Consider the following 22315-nt stretch of genomic DNA (forward strand, 5'->3'; position numbering starts at 1 on the left):
GAGGTGAAGCGCCGTGCCCGACTCCGAGATCGCTACGTCGTCCAGCGCCCGCTTGATTCGATCCCCCGGCGTGACCAAGCGGTTGCCCTTGAGCCGAGTCAGCCAATTCCAGCCGAAGTCGCGGATCTGCTTGAGGTTCTCCAGGCTGGCATACCAGCCGTCGAACAGGACGTATTCGGGGCGGAAGCCACGGGCTTTGGCCATCAGGAGCATCTCCCAGAAGTGGTTGTGCTTGGTCAAGCCGTCGACCTTGTTGTAGATGCGGTAATCGCAGGGGATCTTGCGATCGCCGTCGGTCCACAGCAGGGTGACCAAGTTGATCCCGGGGACAGTCCTGTGGTGCTTGCCCGACCAATGGTTGGAGACCAGTTCGATTTTCCGGGCGTAGGGTTTGTCGAGCGTGCTGTCGTCGAGGACCAAGGCGCCTTTGGCCTTATCAACCCGCGGCTCAGCCTCTTGCCAAAGGGCCTCAGGATCGGGCTCCAGGCGGTGGAGCAGCCGGGTGAAGGCGTCATGGGCAGGAGCGAAGGGGCCTTGAGGTTGCACGCGACCGGCCTCGGCACAAGAGACACGCCCCTGGGAGGCGATAAGGAAGTCGATGTAGGACTCATCGGTGCAGCGCGGTGTGTTCATACCTCTCATCGTAGGGGCGATGAACAAACCAACAAAGTGATCAGAATAGCACTAACTGCGTAACTCCTAATTAAAAAAAGCAAACATATTAATTTTCCATAGTCTCCGAAACTTCGGATTCTCGCGTCGTCCCCGAATTCCAGCGTGAATGCGGGGACGTAAGCCGCATCCACGGGGTCCATACGAACCATTTGGACGCCGAAGGATTGACCTAAGGTCTCGCGTGGGAGTGGCTCGAGGCAGAGGAGGTGAGGTATCCGGGAATGTCGCTGTTAGACCCGAAGAATATGATCACCGAAACCGGGCAAAATAGCCCAAATTAACCTCCTGGCGAGAGTCTGAGACCCGCGATCGAAACGCGACAAATCCCGGCGCCTCCGCAAAAACGTGGCCTAGGGTTCCATTGGCCCCCGACGACGAGTGGGCCCGAACGAAGTGGATTCGATCGACGGCTCCGTAGGGAACTCCACCGTGCTTTCGCCTTATCAGACTCGCCAACGAACGACATCGCGGAGCGCGACACGTCTCGTCCCCGATCTCCAAGTCGTGGAACCACGGATCGTCCTCAGCAGCGTCTCGATGATCCCGAGCGCCGGCCCCGTCGCCACCATCCAGGCCAACCCGACCGTCGCCGCCATCACGCCCTCGATCGCGACAACGGCGACGTCGACCGCCACGAGCTTGCCGGTCGTCGGGCCGGTCTCAACGCTGGAGACCGCTGGCGCAGTCGTCGCCCAGACGCAGTCCGGCGACTTCGCTTCCTTGGAGTCGGCCACCGGGATCGTCAACTTCACGCTGGCCGAGCCGGCGGTCGTGACGGCCGGCATCTTCAACGCGGACGGAAACCTGGTCCGGACCCTCTTCAGCGTCGAGTCCCTCTCCGCTGGCGAGCACAGCGTCCTCTGGGACGGCCTCAACGACGCGGGCAACACGGTGCCGGGCGGGAGCTACTCGGTCCACATCGTCGTGAATCGAGACACCTACGAAAACGTCGGGGCCATCGGTGACGACGCGACCAACCCGAGCATGGCGTCGCACACCCCGGTGAACATCCTCTCGGTCGCGGTCGACTCGTCGGGGGCGATCTACACGGCCAACGGTTGGGACGAGGCGGGGGCGGACTTCAAGAAGTGGGACGCCAACGGGAACTCGGTCTACGACGCCAACTACGCGATCCGGAACGGCAACCCCAACGGCGTCCCGTACAAGATCACGACCGACGCTAACTACATGTACCTCACCGTCGGCGCCTGGGACGGAGAGGTGCAAGTCCAACGTTTCCGCCTCAGCGACGGCATGGCAGCCCCCTTCACCGGGGCCGGCGCGGTCAACGGGCATATCGAGGTCTATTCCACGACCACCGGCCTGGTCCCCGCGGGCACCTCGGCGGCGGACGCGGCGATCATGGGCAACCCGCTCCAGTCGTTGGCCGTCTCGGGCAACACCCTGTACGTCGCCGACGCGGCCGGCAACCGGGTTTTGATGTACGACAAGAACAGCGGGGCACCCCTCGGTCAGTTTGCGGTCACCTTGCCGCAGGCGATCGCGGTCGACGCGAGCGGGAACATCTGGGTCGATCACGAGCACGGCACCCTCACCGTCTTCGGCTCGAACGGCCAGCCGATCGGCGACGCGGCGAGCGGCCTCGGCGAAGTCGGCTCGCTCTCCTTCGGACCGACGGGGAACCTCTACATCGCCAACACGACCGCGGGCCAGGTCCAGATCTATGCGGTCGACGGGATCCAGCTCAACCTCGTCCGGACCCTCGGCCAACTCGCCCAGCCCGGCGACGGGGACCCGTCCGACTTCTTCAATCTCCGAGGGGCCACGGTCGACTCGTCCGGCAACATCATCACCGTCCAGACCCAGCCGGCCGGCGGTGCCCAGATCGCCAAGTGGGCCCCCGACGGGACGTTGATTTGGTACCACTTCAGCAACGAGTTCGGCGGCCTCGGAAACTACGGCCGGGATAACCCGGACCAGTTCTACTCGGCCTCCTTCCATTCGTATACCTTGACCAATTCCTCGACGGGGTCTTGGCACTATGATGGCGTGACCGCCCCCTCGAACGTAAGCACCTATAATAGCGGCCTACATGGAGTCCCGCGGATCCTCAACATCGGGGGCCAGGATTTCTACTTCCTCCCCACCGGCGACGGCCTCCAGGTCTACCGGATCGACGGTTCGGCGTTCCACCTCGCGGCCCTGGTCGGCGGCCGCGACCCCGCACCGGACGGGACCATGAGGGTCGAAGCCCAAGGCGAATGGTCCTGGAGCGACGTGAACGGCACCGGTGTGCCGGACACGAGCGACCTCGACTGGTATCAGCCCCAGGGCCAGTCGACCTATAACACGCTCGGCATGAACGTCGACGCCGACGGTAACCTGTGGTACGCCGACCAGTCGACGAAGGACATCTGGGAAGTCCCGATGGGCCAGCTCGACGTCAGCGGCAACCCCACCTACAACTGGGCGGACGCCCGAGTGGTCGTCGCCGCGGACACGACGGGCACCGGCTTCGCCCCGCAGACCGTGCAGCGCGCGGACGACGGCTCGCTCTACGTGATCGGGAACACGACCAACAATCCCCTCGGCAACTCGCCCCTCTGGATGGGCGGGACGACCCTGGCGAAGTACGACTCCAACGGCCAGTTGCTCTGGATGGCCAAGCTCCCGGAGATTAGCACCGGGATCGACGTGATCCCCGGCGGATCGGGCGGGGTGATGATCGGCGGTGGGACCACGTCCACCGTCTACCAGTACACCGCCGACGGCCTGCTGATCGGCGTGATGAAGCCGGGCGCGGCCCTGAACTACACGAGCGGCTGGTTCGACAACCAGGCCTCGATCGCCGTGAACCGGAACCCGAACGACGGGATGCTCGACATCTTCACCGAGGATGACCTCGGGCTGCACATCGGCTGGTTCCGCGTCGACGACAGCCAGACCTCGACGCTCGCGATCACCGTGGCCCCGCCGACCGCCGTCTCGACGGTCACGACGGACCTGGCCGCGGCGGCCTCTGCGAACGGCCAGATCGTCCTCTCCTGGACGGCCCTCGGCAGTGACACGTCCTACGAGGTCGAGCGGAGCACCGACGGCACCAACTGGAGCGTCATCGGTCAGGTCGCCGCCCCGCCCGCCGGCGGCTCCGCGGCCCTCTCCTTCGTCGACACGTCGGTGAACACCGGCACCACCTACAGCTACCGGATCATGGCCCGGAGCGCCTCGAGCATCCTTCCTTCCAAGCCGGCGGCCAACCCCGCGACCTCCGGCGCCCTTGGCGATAGCCAGCACGACCAGAGCACCACCCCTTACAGCACGGTCGTCACGGCGACGCCGATCGAGACAACGGTCGCGAAGCCCCTGGCGAGCGACTCGTTCGACGGCAACTCCCTCGGCTCCGACTGGACGACCAGCGCGGGGACCTGGCAGGTCGCCAACGGCGTCCTCAGCCAGACCTCAGTCGACTTCGCCGACCCCAAGAAGGCCACGCTGAGCGTCCCGACCTCCTCGCAGGACGTGATGATCACGGCCAAGGTGATGGTCAACCCCGGCTCGGACGCCAACCAGACCCGCGCCGGCGTCAGCCTCTCGACCGACGCGAACGGTCGCGGTTACAACATGATCTTCTACGGACGGAACACCGTCGCCTTCCTCAACGACGGCGTCGCCTGGGGCAGCGGTTACTCCTTCAACTGGTCCGTCGGGACCTGGTACTGGTTCAAGCTCGAACGCGTCGGCGACAACCTCTACGGCAAGGTCTGGGCCGACGGCACCGCCGAGCCCTCCGGCTGGATGTTCACCCAGACCGGCTGGGGCGACCGCACCACCGGCTCACCCGGACTCAACGGCGGCACGGTCCAGTCGACCGCCTCATTCGATGACGTCACGATCGACATGTCGGTCGGCGACACCACCGAGCTCTTCGCCACCCCGACCTCTTCGGGCCAGGTCGTCCTCACGTGGGCGCCGGTTGCGGGCGCGGCCTCTTATCAGGTCGAGAGGAGTGTTGATGGCACGAACTGGTCTCCCGTCGGCCAGTACAAGAGCCCATCCGCGGGCGTCCCCTCCATGCTCAGCATGGCCGACGCGGGCCTCGACTCCAACACGACCTACCAGTACCGAATCCGAGGGCAAGAAGCCTCGGGCACGTACTTGCCTTACAGCGAGGTGATCTCCATCGGCACCGGCTCCTTCGGGACCACGCCCTCGACTCCGGCGACCTCGACTCCCACGCCGACGCCGACGCCGACTCCAACCTCGACCACCCCTGGAGGCGACCCGACCTCGCCTTCGACGGGCTCCGACACGCCGACGACGCCCGTCGTGCCGCCCCTGGCGAGCGACACGTTCGACGGCAGTTCCCTCGGCTCCGACTGGACGACCAACGCAGGGACCTGGCAGGTCGCCAACGGCGTCCTCAGCCAGACCTCGCTCGACTACGCCGACCCCAAGAAGGCCACGCTGAGCGTCCCGACCTCCTCGCAGGACGTGATGATCACGGCCAAGGTGATGGTCAACCCCGGCTCGGACGTCAGCCAGACTCGTGCGGGTGTCGGCCTCTCGACCGACGCGAACGGTCGCGGTTACAACATGATCTTCTACGGACGGAACACCGTCGCCTTCCTCAACGACGGCGTCGCCTGGGGCAACGGTTACAACTTCGACTGGTCCGTCGGGACCTGGTACTGGTTCAAGCTCGAACGCGTCGGCGACAACCTCTACGGCAAGGTCTGGGCCGACGGCACCGCCGAGCCCTCCGACTGGATGTTCACCCAGACCGGCTGGGGCGACCGCACCACCGGCTCACCCGGACTCAACGGCGGCACGGTCCAGTCGTCCGCCTCGTTCGACGACGTCTCGATCGTCTCGTCCGTCGATGCCACCACCGATCCTTCCGCCTCGACGACGGAGTCGGGTACGACGACGACCATCGTCGAAACCACGAGGCTCCCGGACGAGGTCTCATCCGAATCCGGGTCGACGACCGCCACGACCGTACCCGTCGTGACCATGGGAGGTGGAAGCGGCTCGACGGCCCCGGTCGCAATCCCGACACCGCCACTAACACCCACACCGTCGTCGACCCTGGTCGTCGTGACCCCGACTCCGACCTCAGCCGGATCGTCCAACACGATCACCGAAGAGTCGACCGCGGAACCAACGGTTTCGCTCGTCGATACGACCCCGACGGACTCGAACTCGGATGAGCCGGTCGTGGCGACCTCGACGACACCGGTCACTCCGGTGAGCATCATCCCGGTCACGACTCGGAGCACCCCCAGCCCGGTCGTCACGGTGGTGCCACCCTCGACGAGCAGCGTCGCGGCGACGACTCCGGCTCCGGCGAGTGTTTCGACGACCACGACTCCCACGTCGTCGACGAATTCTTCTGCCGCCCCGCCTGCGAACGATGCCACACCTGCCGCGGCGAGCTCAACACCATCCTCGGCCTTCCGGTTCATGGCCGGCATGGGACGGAACTTGAAGTCGAAGCTCGCTTCGCTGGGCGGGCGGAAGTATGGCCCGAAGATCGTCGTCCGGGCGATGCCGACCGGACACCACCTCAACGCGGCGGGGAACCGAAACGCGATCGCGGCGAAGTCGCTCGGTCACACCGGCGTCCAGACCGCGAAGCGGCCGACCCCGAAGCCCATCGGCTGGCCGAAGGGTCATGGCTGAGGCAGGGAGTCTTGTTCATATCTCGAAAGGAAGACCGGGAGGGTCTGTTGGGGAACGGGAGGATGAAGACTCGGGACGAGCACGTTTCGCAGGGGGGGCACATTTGTCCCCCCGCGGACGCGTCGGGAATCTTACTTCGAGGCCTGCCAGGTCACGTGGAATTCGCCGCGATCCAGCCGCTTGAGGAGCTGGCCCAGGAGGTCTTCGAGCATCGAGTCCTGGCCCAGGGCGACGGGAAGGGCCGTCGACCGGCGATGAGGCAAGGGATCATTACGGAACTTCGGACCCTGGCCGGTGACCAGCCAATGGGGCTCGGCGGCGGTAACCTCGAGGAAGCGCAGCAAGATCTCGGCGGGGACCGTGACCCCGGTCTCGTAGTTGTACCAAGTCCGATTCGGAATCTCGAGCTTTCGAGCTAAAGCAGGGCCTCCGCGGTCGCCATAAAGCTCGATTCGAATGTCGCGCAGACGTTCCGCCAATTCGCTTTTTTGGCGCACGGACTCGGGATGGTTCTTCTTACGGGCCATATTGTGAGGTCTCGGGAGTCGAGAACCCAAACGCGATCCCCTTCGGGACGTCCAGGTTCTTTGGGTGTCCTGTTCTCTCATTTTCGATCTCAGACAGCGAGTGATTCCCCCGTTCTTCGATGATTAAGCCGCCTCATGTTGAATTTCATCAACGAGAAGCGATCGGAGACGAACATTTCCCGGCGATTTTGGCCTCTTGCAACGTCATTCGCTTAATCGAGCTATCGCTAAATTCAAGCAAAGCCTCAGCGACCGATCGTGATGAGGCGATCGAGTTTGGGGTTGGTGATCAGGGTGAGGTCCTTGAACCGGACCTCCTGGGCAACGTTGTTCGCATGGAGTTGGAGCCCGATCGGTCCGGCCTTGATCCGGCCCGGCTCGGGGTCGCTCCAATCGACGACCTGCGTCCCGTTGAGGGCGACTTGCACGCGATGCCCCAGGGCGAGAATCTCCAGGCTGTTCCAGTCTCGAGGCTTGCCCACGCGCACAGCGGGGGCAGGGTCGACCGGGAGGAGTTTGCGGCCGTAGAGGTCGAACATCCCCCAAGGAGACGGGAACATCACGAGATGTCCGGCGTACGTATATGGGTCGCCGTGCTCGGGGGCCATCCGTCCCCAGAAAGCGATCCCCGAATGCATCCCTGACTTCACTCGTTTCACCTTGGCGATCAGGCGAAAATCCGAAAACGTCCGTTTCGTGAGGAGGTAGGTACTCACCCCCACCCCTTCCAAGTTCCGACCGACGACCTCGCCCGCTTCGACCGACCAGTACTGCTTGTGCCCTTCCCACCCCTCCAGGTCCTTGCCATCAAACAGCCGAATCGTCTCCGAAGCCTTGGCATCGGGCTCGACCCTCGCGTAAGCCGGGGGCTCGGCACCTCCGGCGGTGAGGCCGACGAGCATGAAGAGCATCCCGGCGACGCAGCCAATAATCCTCATATCCGCATCCTTTCGGTACGAACGATCGGGCACCCCTATCCTCGCTGGGCGCGAAGCAGGCACAGTACCTTCCAAGAAGGGGAAATTCTCAGGCTGACAGGCTCGCGGGGAGAATGCAACGAAAAAGCGGCGGGAGTGCGAACGGCCGGCCACCACGAATGCCGTCATGCTCGCAGCGTGATGGCATCGATGTGCGAGATCGAGCGGACCCGGCGTTTCTGGGATTTCGAAAGGGGGGAGGGAAGGACGATCGGCCCGTCCTCCCCTGCGTTCCTTCCGTGACGTGGCAAGACTTCAGGATTTGGGAGGGGCCGGAGCAGGGTCGCTCGGCTTCGTCGGCAGCTTCAGGAGGACCAAGCCATTGGAGTAACGCTTGAGGATCTCGGCACCTTGCAGGGCGGTCGTCGTCTGGGCGGAGATCTCGTTGGTGAACACGTAGCAGGCGTGGTCCCCCGAGCGGGTGCGAACGGCCTCGTCGAGCTCCGGCTCGTTCAGCGGGAGCACCGGTGCGTCGAGGTGCCCGTACAGGGCGAGCGGGATCCCGACGAAATACGGCCAACTGATCCAGACGTCCCCGGGTTTCATCATCGAACCGAGGTCCGAGGAGACGACCGAATATCGGGTCTCCGAATCGATGGTGCTCTGATAAGGATCGATCGGGGAGACGAGGGAGAGGCCGCCCAGCCCCAGGACCAGGGCCGCAACGGCGCCGAGGGTGAGCTTCTCACCACGGAAAGCCCAACGCCCACCGATCCCCGCCAGGATGAGCGGGGCGACCCCGTAGATCATCTGGTGACGGACCTCGTTGCTCGCAACGAAGGGCACATATGTTGTCACAACAAAGACCGCCAGCAGCGGCCACCGCAGGCCCTTGTAGCATTTCGCTTGAACAAATAAGGCGATGATCCCTAACGCGATCAGGATCGCATAGAGAATACCGCTCGCCCAGAGCCCTTCGTCGCCCAGGCCGGCGAGGTGGCCGAAGGGCGAGGCAAGGCAGAAGTTCCTCCAGATCTTGGACGCCCCGGCGCGGATCGTGTTGGCGCTGAAGAACGAGGTCCCGATCGAGTTCAGCTTGATCACGACCAGGAACCCGACGCTGACGACGGCATACCACCAGGTCTGCTTGATCAGCGTCACGATCGAGGTACCGTTCAGGAGACGCCGGATCAACTCACTGATGACGAACAGGCCGACCGTCGCCCAGCAGGTCAGGTGCGTCGTCTGGGCGAAGAGGGCGGCGAGAAGGAATCGCCAGGGGGATGCATAGCCGCGCGACCGCTCGAGGACGTACCGGACGATCAGCAGGAAGAGGGCGAATTGGGTCAGTCCGTGGGGCCGTCCCAAACCGGCATACGTCTGCGTCAGCGGGGCCACGGTCACGAGGGCCGCGATCCAAAGGCCAAGCTCTCGGTCCTTGAGCAACGTCCCGAGGTAGTACGCCAGGAGGATCGTGCCGAGGGCGAAGGCAACCGCAGGCAGTCGAAGTACGACCAGGTTCGAATGCGAGAAATATTCGATGATCTCCGCCGCGACGCTGAACCCGAACGAGCCGTAGTCGTTCTTCACGCAGACGAGGCGCTGGACGAGCGGGCTGCTTTGATAGAGATGCTCGAGCCAGGCCTTCCGCTCCGGACTGAACGAGCTCATCGCGGCAATTTGCCGGTGGAAGAGCGGGGCGATGTCGTCCGTACGATAGTGGCGCATCCATGACTCGAGATGGTACATCTCGTCGTTGATCACCTCGACCCGCCAGGGCGCGGGCAGGCGGGTCGCCAACGCGACGATCGCGATCAGCACGAGGATGAGCACACTCAAACCACGGAACGGGCGACTTTCAGATTCCATACAACCCCTCTCGGGAGGCTTCGGCAAGGGAAGCAGGGCCCCGTGATCTCAATTCTCAAGTCGGGCACAAACTTCTTAAGTTATCAGGACCCTGGGGTCATTGATAGCGAGTCCGACGCAGTCTGCCACCCAATCATAGGACAAATCAGATCGCTTGTAGGAACGAACCCGGGGCGTGCATTCCACGTGCAATCCCGATGGACGGGAGCCACGTCGGGCGGGATGATAGTGGGCAGTGGGCAGGAGGGTCGTCGCCCGGCCTCGACCATCCTGAACGGGACACCGAGACCCCCTGCGCAGGGCCTGGATCCACTTGGAAACGGAAGGGTCGTGATCATGTCGAATCCCCTCGGACGGCGCGGGCTCAGCGCGGTCGAGGTCCTCGTTGTCATAGCGGTCCTGGGAATCCTGGTCCTGACCTTGATGATGGTACTACCGCGACGCTTCGAAACGTCGAGACGGGTGTCGTGTCAGCGGAATCTGATGCAGATCGGCATGGCGCTCGCACTCTACGACCAACAGGCGGGGCATCTCCCGACCATCCTCGGCCTCGGGACCACGGACGGGTCACCTCGAGACAGTCCACTCGCGGCGCTCCTCGACACGCTGGGCCTGGCGGATTTCCGGGGATTGTCCGACCTCAAGACCCCTCGGGAGAGGAAAGCCGGCGCGATCCCCAAGGAACAACCCGTCCCCGGATTCATCTGCCCGAGCGATCGCAATTCCACCGCGGGCCTGTTCCCCGCGCCCGTCAGTTACCGAGCAACCACGGGCGATTCCGCGGACGCCACTGACGGAGGCTTCTCTCCGGGGAAAGTGCTCCGGCTCGCCGACATCGAAGCGGGAGACGGCCTGTCCTATACGGCCGCTTACTCCGAACGGCTCGTCGGGAACAATCGCGCGGTCGCCGCACTCGAGAACTACGGACGAGTCGCGGGGCCGCTCGGGCCTGGAGGCTGCCCGCCGATCCCGTCTTCGAGTTGGTTGGGCGACGCGGGCCGATCGTGGACCTCCGCCGACTGGCGATCGACCCTCTACAGCCATGCGTCCACACCCAACGCCTCTCCCTCGTGCGTCGCCCAGGACGGCCGATCGGCCTACATCGGCGCCTCGAGCGGCCACCCCGACGGGGTCAACGTTTTGAACTTCGACGGGAGCGTAAAGGTCTACACGCCTCGAGTCTCCCCCAAGATCTGGCGAGACCTGGCCACGCCGAACGCACCGGAAGCCCCCAAGGGTACCTCGCGTTGAGCGTTGCGGATGCGAGCGGAGCGGTGCGGAGAGGCCGCTCCGTTCGCGATCATGCCATCGGATCACTTCGAGGTCTTGAGACGAATCAACTCGAACGACTTGATCATCCGTATCCAGCGGAGATGCTTGGGGTCGCCGGGGATCACCAGCCTGGCGGGCCCTTGCTTCGCATCGAGCGGCTTGCCGTCGCGCTGGAGTGCCAGGAAGTAGCGTTCGCCCTTCGGGTCCATCGCGACGGCGGCGGCCGAGACGGCGACCTGGTAGCCGTCGGACGCCTCGACGAGGATGACCGCGTCGGCGAGTGCCCGCAACGACGCCATCTCGTTATCCCCCTTGAGTAACTCCGTCAGCAGGGAGGCGAGCGGCACGCCCGAATACACGCCCGACTTGCCGTCCTCGGTCACCTTCAGCTCAACCTGAGGCAACGCCTTCAAGGCGACGACGTCGAAGGGGAGGGGTTCCGTCGTCGCGGGGAACGAGGCCGGTTCGAGACCGATCGCGAGCGAGGCCAGGAGCAAGGCGAGCATCGTCCATGTACCTCCAAAGCAATGCGTCGGGGAAGTGAGGAACGACGACGCCCCGCCGATCCGGAAGGGATCGGCGGGGCGGCCGACAGGTCGAAAGAGGAGCACCGCGTCTCGTCGCCTCGGCGAGATGCCGAGCGCCGGCCGCGCACGACCGGAGAGTCGGGCCGTCACGCGCCGAACTTCTGGAGCTTGCCGGCGTGGGCGAGTGCGAGCGGGAGCAGGTCCTTGGCCAGGAACTGGCCGAGGCCCCCCTGGATGCAGGGTCGCTCGCCGAAGGTGGTCACGAGGTCGGGTCGGCTCGTGGCGGGCGCCCAGAGGAGTGTCGGGACCGGGTGGAAGCTGTGCGACTTCATCCGGCTCGGGGTCGAGTGGTCGCCCGTGACGATCAGGACGTCGGGGTTCAACGCCCGGAGCTTGGGGATCTCGGCGTCGAGGGCCTCGATGACGGAGACCTTCTTGTCGAAGGCGCCATCTTCACCCGTGCTATCCGTGTACTTGTAATGGATGAAGAAGAAGTCGTATTTATCCCAGTTGGCCTTGGCAACCTCGATCTGGTCGGCGATCGTCTTGCCGGGCTCGACGACCGTCATTCCCACGAGTCGGGCGAGGCCCCGATACATCGGGTAGACGGCGATGGCGACCGGCTTGAGTCCGTAGACCTCTTCCATCGTGGCGATCTTGGGGAACGTCGCGAACCCCCGGAGCATCAGGAAGTTCGCGGGCGACTCGCCTTTGAGGATCTCTCTCGCCTGGCGGAGGAACTCGGCGGCGATCTTCGCGGTCTTCTCGGACGCGGGGTCGCCCGCCTTGGGTTCCAGGGTGTGGAGCCCGGTCGAGAGGGGGTCGGTGTCGCAGACGTTGTCGCCGAGGCCTTCGGCCCGGAACCGGACGACCAGGCGGTACTCGCGGACGGCCTCGACGAGGACCTCGACGCCGTCGATCTTGACTCCGGCGCGGAGCTTCTCGACCAATGCCTCGCAGACCTCGGTCGGGATCCGGCCGGCGCGTCGGTCGGTGACACGTCCTTCGGCGTCGATCGTGCAGAAATTGCCCCGGATCGCGACGTCCTTCGGCCCGACCTCGACGCCGATTCCGAGCGCCTCGAGGACGCCTCGGCCGATGTCGTTCTCGAGCGGGTCGTACCCGAAGAGCCCGAGGTGGCCGGGGCCCGAGCCCGGCGTGATGCCGGGCGCGACGGGGGTGCTCAGCCCGACGGTCCCCTCGGCGGCGAGCGCATCGAGGTTCGGGGTGTTGGCCGTCTCGAGTTCCGTCTTGCCGCCCGGCGTGATCGGGAGGCCGCCGAGGCCGTCGGCCACGAGGAGGACGATCTTGGTCTTGCTCGACTCGCGGAGTTGACGGATCAAGTCATGCATCGACATAGGTGCGTGATTCCTGGTCTGGAAACCTCGAATGCGGCGAGCCGGGGGGCGTCTCTGCTCGCGGATTCCCCCATTGGGTATCCGATGGCACGCCCCGGTGCAAGGCCGCTTGCGTGGATCGCTGCCGTCGTCCCTCGAACCTGAGACGACGTCATCTCCTACCCCGACGTGACGAGGGGGTCAGCGTGCCTCGGCCGGCTTGTCCTTCGGGACGGCCGGCGTCTGGGCCTTCTCGACCTTCTTGGCAAGGAAGGCCGCCTCGACGAGCTTGTCGGTGACCTCGGGAGAGAACCCCTCGACGATGGCCACATCGACGCCTCGACGCTTGAGGTCGTAGGCCAGGCCTTCGGAGATCCGCCTCGAGTCCTCACCGGCGGGGGGAACATCGCCCTTGAGCTTCGTCGCCTGGAATGCGCCGTAGCCTCGGGTAAACTCGCGTGCGTCCTCTTCTCGGTCCCAGGTCGAGAGCCAGACCAGGCCGAGACGACCCTCGGGCCCTTCGAAGATGGCAAACCGGTCGCCGTCCCAGCCCGCCGCGGCAGCCTTACCCCCATGTCGGCGGAGCAGGACGCCGAGCTGCATCTCGCCGACCACGTTCCGACCGATTTCCTTCCAGCCCGGGCCCGCGTCGAGCGTCCCGAGGTCCAAGTCGGTCGGCGGGTCGGGCTCGGCTCGGTACTTCTCCGGATGGATGATCTGCTCGGTGGAGAGGGGCGGGTTCCGATACGCGTCGCCGAGCGCCGTCCATCCTCCATCGTTGGTCAGCCGGGCGCAGAAGACCATGCCTCGGAGGTAGGGGAAGATCATCGTCTCGGAGAGGATCACGGGGGCCTCGCGGAGGCTCGCGCCTCCCGCCATCGGCATTAACGGCATCATGAAGCTGAAGACCCGGTCGAGCCGATCGGCGGGGACGTCGCAGATGGCCGTGCCCTTCCAGTCCTGCATCTGGGCGCCGATCATCATCAAGGTGGCTTCGCCCTCGATGAGCGACGAGAGGGCGAGGTCCCGGTCGTCGTCGTGCTTGATCGACTTCTGCATCGAGTCGAGGTCGTAGTTCTGGTCCGCCAGGGCGTGGGTCAGCTCGTGGGCGATGACCGTCTTGTTCTCATCCTTGTCGAATCCCTCGGCCTTGCCAAGGAGCCGCTCGAGAAATGTTGGCGGCTTCTTCGCCTCGGCCTCGGGCTCCTTGATGAGGTGCATGGTCTTGGTCTTCGTGTCGTAGAAGGCGGCGATCTCCTCCGAGTAGACCTTGACCATCGACTCCTTGAGGTTGAAATCTTTCGGGAGCAGGCCCAGGACTTTCATTCCCAGCTCGTTGGCCCGGAACTCCTCCGCGGGCATCTCCGTGTCGATCTCCTTGATCAGGAGCGCCTTCATATCTTCGCGAGCGGTGACGTCGCGCTTCACCGTGTGCTTGAAGGGGATCCGCCGCATCCCGGGGAGGAGCTGCTCGAACGCCCCTTTGTAGCGGATGACGGCTTCGTTCGTTTCCCCCTTGTCCGCGAGGACATCCCCCTCGGCGAGCAGTTTGACGCCGGCCTTGGGGTCGGACTCGAGGTCGGCGGACGCGGGATGACCGCCCGAGGCGAGGGCGACGACCAGGGCGAGCGTTGCGAGGTGCGGGAGACGCGGGCGCATGAGCGTGGCCTTTCGAGGCGCGAGCGGTGGAGAAACCCGGCCGGTCGCCGGATACTTCTATTTTGCTCGGCCGATCGATCGGGGACCAGGGGTGGCCGAAGTCGCTCGAGCTTTCGAGGCGCCCTGGATCTCGGCCTTCGCGGCTTGGCTCCGGCTGGCCTTCGGGGGCATCGAGAGCAGGAGACGCGCCGCGTGGACCCAGACATCATCCTCGTCTCGAAGCCCGCCGCGCATCTTCATGTTCCGGTGGCTCTCGTGCGAGAGGTATTCGAGGATCGACGGTTCCGGATATCCGCAGGACCGCATCATCTCGACCCGGGCCAGGCGGCTCAGCCCCGCGTGCGAGCGTTTGAGGCGTCGGCTGACCTCGTCCTTGACCTCGGGAAAGGGGGTGCGTCCGAACTGGTCGCAAAGAGACTCGATCCGAGGACCCGTCTCCTCGGTTGGCGATCGGAGGATCGCGCGCAGTTCTTGGTGGAACGGCGCGCGTTGATCCTGGATCTTCCGCAGGGCCTCCATAGCAAGCTGCGCCTGGATCCTCGGCCTCATCGCCTCGATCCGACGCCGCTCGGCCTCCTTCTGCTCCGCCTCGAGGCGGATGTCGGCCATCACCTGTTCTTTAGTGATCTTGGGAGCCGGTGCTTCCTCATCGGCGACAACCGGCGCTGACGGTTGGACGGATGCAGGAGCTGGAGCAGGGGCCGATGCGGGAACGGGCGTGACAGCCTTCCCCTGGGGCGCCGGGATCTCCGGAATCGGGCCGTTGTCGGCCTTCATCACCGGGTGGTCCAGGACCGCGCGGAGGGGGGGAGGGGGGAGTGCTGCCGACAGGTCCGGCAATGGGGCCTGGCTGGTCCGCCCATCGGCCGCGTCCAGGATCCGCGTCGAGGGTTCGCCCGCTCCCGTATCCTCGGGCGACGCCGGTTCGGGGGGCTTGGCGCTCGGATCTTCGGGCCGAGTCGTCCTGGCGAGGACCACGACCGGCTTCGACCCAGGCGCGGGCGCGTCGGCCGGCTTCGACACCGGCGACGGGGCGACGATCGTCCCGAGCGAGCGGATGGGGGCCTGCCGGCGATAAGAGAGGATCCCGAGGGCGAGCAACAGCATCAGGAACGCGGGGATCAGGGTCGTGGGCAACCCGCGGTTCCGATACTCGATCACCACCATCGGTGCAGGTGCCTTGGGCGCATCGGCCGCGGGTTCGACCGCGAAATCCTGGCGATCGCGCATGGTTCCGCCTCCTCGAATCGAGGCCCGGTCATTACCCGGAGCCTTCATTCCGTCGTGGGTTCCCACTCGCCCTGGATTATCCGCCCGACGATCCGCCGACACCGCTGCTACGCTCGGTCTGGCTCTTCGGGTCGAGCATGACGTCGATCTCCTCGGCGGTGGGATACCCCCCCTTCTGGGCGAGGACCTCGGCCGAGGCGGGCTTGCCGAGGCGGGCCTCGACTTCCTCGGGGGTCTTCCCGACCAGACTGAGGGCCATCTCCCTGACGTTGCTCCCCTCGACATACGCCGTCTTGGCGATCGCGGACGCGTTGTCGTACCCGATCCGAGGGGCCAGCGCGGTGCACATCGCCAGGCTCCTCTCGACCAGGGAACGGCAGCGTTCCTCGTCCGCCTCGATCCTTACGACGCCCACGACGCTTTGGTTGGCCAGGAATGCTTCGGCGTCCACGCACTTCTCGGCGAGGTGTTCCGCCGCGTTCGTGAGGAGGTCGACCGACTGGAGCAGGTTATACGCGAGGACGGGCATCATCACGTTGAGGTCGAAGTTCGACCCGAGCGCGTTCGACCAGGCGATGGTGGCGTCGTTGCCGACGACCTGGGCGGCGACCATCATCACCGCCTCGGGGATGACCGGGTTGACCTTCCCCGGCATGATCGAGCTGCCGGGCTGGAGCTCGGGGATCTGGATCTCGCCGATCCCACATCTCGGGCCGGACGCGAGCCATCGAAAGTTATTGGCGATGTTCGAGAGGCTGATCGCGACCGTCTTGAGCGCGCCGGAGGCCTCGACGGCGGCGTCACGGTTGGCCAACGACTCGAAGGGGTTGGCCGCGGGGCGAAACGTGAGGCCGGTCTCCCGGCCCAGGACGGCGGCCATTCGCTGGGGAAACTCGGCGTGGGTGTTGAGGCCCGTCCCCACCGCCGTCCCGCCGATCGAGAGCTCGGCGAGCGAGTCGGCGCAGGCGTTGAGTCGCTTGACGCCGTGCTCGACCTGCGACGCATACCCCGAGAATTCCTGCCCGAGCCGAATCGGCACGGCGTCCTGGAGGTGGGTACGCCCGATCTTGACGATCGAGTCGAAGGCCCTCGCCTTCGCCGCGAGGCTTGCGTGAAGCGCCTGGAGCGCCGGGATGAGACGCTTCAAGATCCCTTCGAGGGCCGCGACGTGGATCGCGGTCGGGATCACGTCGTTGGACGACTGCCCCATGTTGACGGCGTCGTTGGGGTGGACCGGGCTCCGACCCCCTCGGACGCCACCGTTGAAATGCTCGTTGGCGATCCCCGCGATCACCTCGTTCACATTCATGTTCGTCGACGTGCCGCTCCCGGTCTGGAAGACGTCGACGACGAACTGGTCGTCGTGCAAGCCGTCGGCGACGGACTGGGCCGCGAGCACGACCTGTTCGCCGAGTTGGGCCGGCAGCCGCTTCAGGTCCATGTTCACCTGGGCCGCCGACTTCTTGATCAGCCCGAGGGCCCGGATGAAAGAGCGGGGGACGCGGAGCGGACTGATCTGGAAGTTCCGTCGGGCCCGCTCGGTCTGAGCCCCGTAGTAGGCCTCGACCGGCACCCCCAGCTCGCCCATCGAGTCCTTTTCCACGCGAGTCTTGGCCAAGTCAAGTCTCTCCGAGTGAGGTGAATTCGGCCCAAAGGGTCAACAACGGCCGTCCCGTGGCTCGGGGGAGGCCGCATCATAGCAGGTTTTCCCGTCCCTCGCATTGCGGGCTGGGCGAGTTGACGGCCTGTAACGACTCTCGCGGGCCGGTCCGAGGATCGGGGGAATCCTCTCGCCAACGCCAGCCACATGGCCGGAGGTCGCCTTGAATCCAAACGGCCCGATGCCTGGACGTGATTGTCCCGGCACCGGGCCCGGTGTTGGAATCTCCGAAGGGTCAGGGCGACGTCAGTTCGCCTTGATGCCAAGCTTGCTCACAAGAGCGTTGAGGTCGTGGGCCATCGACTGGCTGAGTCGGTTCCGCCCGGCGAGGGCCTTCTTCAAGTAGTTGTTCGCCTGGCTCGAGCGACTGCGGTCGGACGCGATCAACTGCCCCATGTGGAAGTTGAGGACCGGGAGATCGGGCGACTTGGCGAGCCCCTTATTGAACGACTCCTCGGCCGATCGGGACTCTCCCATCGCCGATTGGATGGTGCCGAGCGTGTCGAAGAACTCCGCCGGCAACGTCGCGGGATCGACACGACGGACGAGCCCCTGGGCGAGGTTCTGGGCCTCGGTGCTCTTGCCGAGGTAGTTGTGCAGCACCCAGGCCATGTTGTTGATGGCCTCGACCGAGTTGGCCTGTCCCTTCAGGACGAGCTTGTACTGCTCGATCGCCTTGACGAATGTCTCCTTCGCCTTGAGCGTGTCGCTGGTCCCCTCGGCCAGGGAGAGGAGCAGGTCGCCATAGTTGAGGTGGACCAGCGGCGTGTCGAGTTTACCCGCGGCCTTCTGCGCCCAGTCAAGAGCCCGCTCGAGGTCGCCGGCCTTGTGATAGCCGACGGCGATCGCGAGCATCAGGTTGCCCTTCTTGTCGCCGTCACCCGCCGCCGATGCGACGGCTTCGACGTCCGCGATGGCGGCCTGGGTCGGCTTGCCGTCGGGCCCTCGTTTGGCCGAGAGGTACTCGATGAGCTGGGCAAGCCCGGCGGGGTCATCGGAGACAGCCTTGACGTTCTCCTTCAGCGTGGCGATCGCCTTGTCGGGCTCGCCGAGGCCCAGCTGGATCTCGGCCTTGAGGTGATAGCCGTCGACGAACTTCGTATTCTTCTTCAGCGCGGCGGAGAGCAGATCGACCGCATGACGACGGGCCTGGGTCACCTGGGCGGTGGTGCCAGGCCGGGCCGCGGTCGCCCTGGCCTCGAGCAGGATGGCTTCCGGCTGGTCCTTGTCGACCTCGAGGACGAGTTTGGCCTGCTGGAGCGCCTGGTCGAAGCGGCCAAGCTTGAAGTTGACCTGGCCGAGGAGGATCCGGACGTCGAACATCCGAGGGTTGCGGTCGAGCGCCTCGACGTAAGCGGAGGCGGCCTCGTTCAGGCGTCCCTGGGCCGTGAAGATCCGGGCACGGGTCAGCGGGCCGGCCGGGGAGGCCTTGGCGACCTTGTCCATCTCCTGGGTCAGCGAGGTGGCCCGGGCGAGGTCTCCCTTACGGGCGGCAAGGTCACACTCGGCCTGGAGGAAGGAGAGGTCGTTGGGGAACTTGCCGCGGAACTCGCGGATCAGGCCGGCGGTCTTGTCGTTGAAGATCCGCTCGCGGTCGCGGCGATCGTGCTCGGCCGCGTCCACCGCCTGCAAGGCCACGATCCGGACGAGATTCGCCGCCACCTGCGAATCCTTCGGGTTCTCCTTCAGCAAGTCGTGGAGGATCTGCTCGGCCGCGGCGTAATCCTTCCGCTCCCGGTAGGCTTCGACGAGCAGGCGACGGAGGGGCTTGGGCCCGTTCTTGCCCTTCGCTTCGACGAACGCCAAGGCCTCGGCCTCGCCCTTCGTCTTCACGAGGAAACGGTATTTGGCCTGGACGAGCTCGATCGACTCGGGCTGGACCTTAAGCCCCTGGTCGAGGACATCGAGCGCCCGACGCGCCGAGTTGTCGGCGGGGGGCGTCGTGGTCTCGATCGCGGCGAGCATCAGGTAGAAGACGGCGGGAGGAGTCCCCTTCGTGACCTCGATCGCCTTGTGGAGCATGGCGACCGCCTCGGCGTTCTTGTTCTCGCTGTGGCTGAGGATGTACGAGCGAGTGACCACCGCCGACGGGTGCGCCGGGTCGACCCGGATGACGTAGTCGAGCTGGGCGAGAGCGGCCGGGTTGTCGTCGTGCAGCCGGTAGAAGTTGGCGCCTCGGACCCGCTCGTCGGCGGTCGGCGGATTCTTCGGGTCATTCAAGAGCGCGGCGACCTCTCTCTTGGCGGCGGTCCACTGCGACTTCGAGGCATAGGCAATTGCGAGCTGCCAGCGGTCGTTTCGGGTGAGGCCGCCGAGCTGCCCCGAGTTCTTCTTCCGAAGGTCCTCGAGACGCTGGATCGCGCCGTCGATGTCTCCGCTCTGGAGCGAGATGTTGGCGAGGGCCGATTCGGCGGCGGCCATCAGCGAGAGGCCCGAATCCACTTCCTTCGTCGGCTTGGCCTGGGCGATCGCCTCGAGCGACGCGGCGGCGTTCTTGGTCGCGCCGTTGCGGCTATCGAGCTGGGCCTTCCAGAACTGGACGAGCTTGTTGCCGGGATCCTTCTTCAACGCCGCGTCGAAGTGGGTGACGGCCGACGAGATATCCCCCTGGTCGAGCGCGAGCTGCGCATCGAGCAAGTCGGCGATCGCGGCCTCCTTCCAACGACCGCGGATCTTGGCGATCGAGTCGGCGACGGCGTCGTGGTCATGCTGCTTGAGGTCCAACAAGGCGAGCTGGACGAGCGGGGCCGAGTTCTCGCTCCGATCCGCGATGGTGACGAGGAGCTTGCGAGCTTCCTTCGGGTTGTTCAGGAGCTCCGAGAGGATCTGGACCCGCATCAGGATCACCCCGATGTTGTCCGGCGACCGCTTGAGGAACTCGGTCAAGACCTTGTCGGCCTCCTCCTTGCTGCCGGCGCGGGCGAGCATCGCGGCGTCGAGTCCGACGAGTTCTTCGCTGTCCGGGAACCGCTTGCGGGCCGCGTCGAGGGCCGCTCGGGCTTCGTCCTTCTTGCCTTGCTCCTGGAGCGTGAGCACGGCGAGGTGCTCGGCCGAAGGACCGCCCTGCGACTCCTTGCGGAGCGACTCGATACGCTTGAGGCCGTCTTCCGGGCGGCCGAGTTGTACTTCGATCTGGGCGAGCCGCAACTGGACGGGGGGTGTCAGCCGGACGCCCGAGTCGACCGCCTTGCGATACTCGGCCAGGGCCAGCCTCAGCTCTTCGGGAGTCCGCCTCGCCTGGTGGATCTCGCCCCGGAGCAGGTGCAGGGTCCCTTCGAGTTCGCTCGACTGTCGCCCCTGGGCGATCTGGTCGAGGAGCATGCTGACGATCGGCTCGGCCTCTTCGGGATAGCCGGCCTGGACCATCGACCATGCCGCCCACACCTGATACTGGGGGTCGAGGTTCCCCAACCGCAGGGCGTTCAGGAGGTACTGCCGCCCGAGGGCCTGCTCCTTGGAGAGGACGAGGGCGACGCCGTACCGTGCCTGGGCTTCGGCCACGTCCGGCAGTTCTTTCGCCGCGATCTTGAGGTGGTTCAAGGCGCTGGTGCGGAGCTTGAACTGAGCAGCCGCGTTCGGGGCCGCGCCGTCGGCGGGACCGCCCGAATTGCTGGCGACGCCGGACAGCTCGAGGTCGATCGCCCCCTGGAACAGATGGCCGAGGCCCTTGAACCGAATCGAAGCGCTCTCGATAAGCTTGTCGATATGGGGCTTGGCGATCTGGAACCGATTCTTGTCCTCGGACTTGGCCAACGCCGTCTGAACAGCGACCGCGTGCAGGCCCAGCACCGTGTCGCTGTTCGCGGCGCGACCCGCCATCGGGTTCCGCAGCGCGGACTCGATGAGCTCGAGGCACTGCTCGCGCTTCTGGCGGAACCGAAGGTGATCGGCATAGGTCAGGTAGAGCGAAAGCTCGGGCTTATTCGCCGGCTCGAGCGCCTTGGTAAAGAGGCCGTTCACGTCGGCCTCGATCGTGTCGACGAGCTGAGTGACCTCGGCCTTCGACTTGGCGGGCAGCTTGGACGCCGTGATCATCAACGACTTCTGGATCTGTTCCAGGAGCAAGCTGAGGCGGGTGATTCGCGTGGGAGCCAGGTCGGTGCCGGCGAGGAGCGCCCGGATCTCGACCTGGAGCGCCTGCACCCGAGACCCGAGCTGCTCGGGGTCGGTGGTCGTCTGGACGTCCAGGGCCCGGAGTCGCAACAAGGCCAGGTGATCGACCGACGAATCCTTCTCGGTGAGGGTCAGGCTCCTCGAGGAGGCCAAGGCCTCACGCATGGCGACGTTGTCGCCGGTGTATTGGGCCAGCTTCGTCCGGACCCAGGCGATCCGCACGGGCGACGCCTTCAGGGTGACGAGCTGAGCGAGTTGCTTCTTAATCTCGGGGACGTTCGGCGAGGCGCTTTCCAAGCCTTCGGACGCTAATACGTAGTAGGAGTCGACCGATTTCGGGTCGAGCGCCACGAGCTCGCGGGCGAGGGCGACGCTGTCACCCGAAAGGTCCCGGGCCATGGCGTCGGCCAGGAGCTGTCGGCGCGGTTCCGGCAACGTCTTGCCGATGGCCCTGGCCTGGCTCAGCGCCTGGATCCGCTGCATCTGGAGCTTCGCCCGGATATCGGGAGAGGCCACGGCCGCCCACTCCTTGTAGAACCCCGCCATCTCTTCGTGGAGCGAGGGATTGTGGGAGTCGACCTGGAGGGCCTGCTTGTAGCGGTTCTCGGCCTTCTCGTATTTCTTCGCCCCGCGGTCCGCCCGTGCCTGCGGGAGGAAGTCGCCCGAACCTCGAGGGATCAAGGTATAGGCCATCGTGATCACGCCGACCACGGCGATGACCACGAACAGCCCCGATAGGATCAGGAGGGGTTTCCATCGGACGGTCATCGGGCTCTTCTCCTTAGGCTCGTGGCACCGGACCGCGGTGTCCCAGGGGAGCCCCGCATCCTCGACCGTCCCGGTCGAGAAGCGGGCCTGCGATACGCGGAGTTGAGAATCAGTCGGA

At 65.5% G+C, this 22315-nt stretch carries 12 protein-coding genes; 2 read left to right on the top strand and 10 right to left on the bottom strand.

Annotation, left to right across the window (positions count from 1 at the left end):
* On the bottom strand, positions 1-633 hold a 633-nt coding region (locus tag ACYOEI_RS15770), incomplete at its 3' end, for a transposase (RefSeq protein WP_462850477.1).
* 546 nt (positions 634-1179) lie between these two features.
* Here ACYOEI_RS15770 and ACYOEI_RS15775 point away from each other — a divergent pair.
* Positions 1180-6318, top strand: coding sequence for a FlgD immunoglobulin-like domain containing protein (locus tag ACYOEI_RS15775; protein WP_462850478.1), 5139 nt, complete (start codon positions 1180-1182; stop codon positions 6316-6318).
* A gap of 131 nt (positions 6319-6449) precedes the next feature.
* On the opposite strand, the gene ACYOEI_RS15780 is transcribed toward ACYOEI_RS15775, so the two are convergent.
* The 3 genes from ACYOEI_RS15780 to ACYOEI_RS15790 all read right to left on the bottom strand — a co-directional run bounded on the left by ACYOEI_RS15780 (position 6450) and on the right by ACYOEI_RS15790 (position 9631).
* Positions 6450-6845 carry a helix-turn-helix domain-containing protein gene (locus ACYOEI_RS15780; RefSeq protein ID WP_462850479.1) on the bottom strand — a complete coding sequence of 132 codons (396 nt, stop codon included), beginning with the start codon at positions 6843-6845 and terminating at the stop codon, positions 6450-6452.
* A gap of 245 nt (positions 6846-7090) precedes the next feature.
* Positions 7091-7783, bottom strand: coding sequence for a 3-keto-disaccharide hydrolase (locus tag ACYOEI_RS15785; RefSeq protein ID WP_462850480.1), 693 nt, complete (start codon positions 7781-7783; stop codon positions 7091-7093).
* A gap of 294 nt (positions 7784-8077) precedes the next feature.
* Entirely contained in the window at positions 8078-9631 is a 1554-nt protein-coding gene (locus ACYOEI_RS15790) for a hypothetical protein (protein ID WP_462850481.1), read from the bottom strand.
* 336 nt (positions 9632-9967) lie between these two features.
* Between ACYOEI_RS15790 and ACYOEI_RS15795 the strand changes: the two genes are divergently transcribed.
* The gene (locus ACYOEI_RS15795; protein WP_462850482.1) at positions 9968-10882 is read left to right on the top strand and encodes a DUF1559 family PulG-like putative transporter; all 915 of its coding nucleotides are present in this window, start codon (positions 9968-9970) and stop codon (positions 10880-10882) included.
* Between the two features lie 62 nt (positions 10883-10944).
* Here the strand turns inward: ACYOEI_RS15795 and ACYOEI_RS15800 are convergent, their stop codons facing one another.
* From ACYOEI_RS15800 to ACYOEI_RS15825, 6 genes are all read right to left on the bottom strand, one after another.
* Positions 10945-11580: a molybdopterin-dependent oxidoreductase gene (locus tag ACYOEI_RS15800; RefSeq protein WP_462850483.1), complete on the bottom strand. Its 636-nt coding sequence runs from the start codon at positions 11578-11580 to the stop codon at positions 10945-10947.
* The gene (locus tag ACYOEI_RS15805; protein WP_462850484.1) at positions 11577-12788 is read right to left on the bottom strand and encodes a 2,3-bisphosphoglycerate-independent phosphoglycerate mutase; all 1212 of its coding nucleotides are present in this window, start codon (positions 12786-12788) and stop codon (positions 11577-11579) included. The genes ACYOEI_RS15800 and ACYOEI_RS15805 overlap by 4 nt, the downstream gene beginning before the upstream one ends.
* 180 nt (positions 12789-12968) lie before the next feature.
* Complete coding sequence (locus tag ACYOEI_RS15810) at positions 12969-14426, bottom strand: hypothetical protein (RefSeq protein WP_462850485.1); 1458 nt, start codon at positions 14424-14426, stop codon at positions 12969-12971.
* Between the two features lie 57 nt (positions 14427-14483).
* Positions 14484-15656 carry a hypothetical protein gene (locus ACYOEI_RS15815; RefSeq protein ID WP_462850486.1) on the bottom strand — a complete coding sequence of 391 codons (1173 nt, stop codon included), beginning with the start codon at positions 15654-15656 and terminating at the stop codon, positions 14484-14486.
* Positions 15657-15732: 76 nt separating this feature from the next.
* The gene (locus ACYOEI_RS15820) at positions 15733-17274 is read right to left on the bottom strand and encodes a class II fumarate hydratase (RefSeq protein WP_462850487.1); all 1542 of its coding nucleotides are present in this window, start codon (positions 17272-17274) and stop codon (positions 15733-15735) included.
* Positions 17275-17562: 288 nt separating this feature from the next.
* The gene (locus ACYOEI_RS15825) at positions 17563-22197 is read right to left on the bottom strand and encodes a tetratricopeptide repeat protein (protein ID WP_462850488.1); all 4635 of its coding nucleotides are present in this window, start codon (positions 22195-22197) and stop codon (positions 17563-17565) included.
* Positions 22198-22315 lie beyond the last annotated feature (118 nt).

This window comes from Singulisphaera rosea, assembly GCF_054877945.1.

Coding starts and splice junctions, on each gene's coding strand:
- ACYOEI_RS15780 (WP_462850479.1), bottom strand. CDS start 6,845: ATGGCCCGTAAGAAGAACCATCCCGAGTCCGTGCGCCAAAAAAGCGAA.
- ACYOEI_RS15785 (WP_462850480.1), bottom strand. CDS start 7,783: ATGAGGATTATTGGCTGCGTCGCCGGGATGCTCTTCATGCTCGTCGGC.
- ACYOEI_RS15790 (WP_462850481.1), bottom strand. CDS start 9,631: ATGGAATCTGAAAGTCGCCCGTTCCGTGGTTTGAGTGTGCTCATCCTC.
- ACYOEI_RS15795 (WP_462850482.1), top strand. CDS start 9,968: ATGTCGAATCCCCTCGGACGGCGCGGGCTCAGCGCGGTCGAGGTCCTC.
- ACYOEI_RS15805 (WP_462850484.1), bottom strand. CDS start 12,788: ATGTCGATGCATGACTTGATCCGTCAACTCCGCGAGTCGAGCAAGACC.
- ACYOEI_RS15810 (WP_462850485.1), bottom strand. CDS start 14,426: ATGCGCCCGCGTCTCCCGCACCTCGCAACGCTCGCCCTGGTCGTCGCC.
- ACYOEI_RS15815 (WP_462850486.1), bottom strand. CDS start 15,656: ATGCGCGATCGCCAGGATTTCGCGGTCGAACCCGCGGCCGATGCGCCC.
- ACYOEI_RS15825 (WP_462850488.1), bottom strand. CDS start 22,197: ATGACCGTCCGATGGAAACCCCTCCTGATCCTATCGGGGCTGTTCGTG.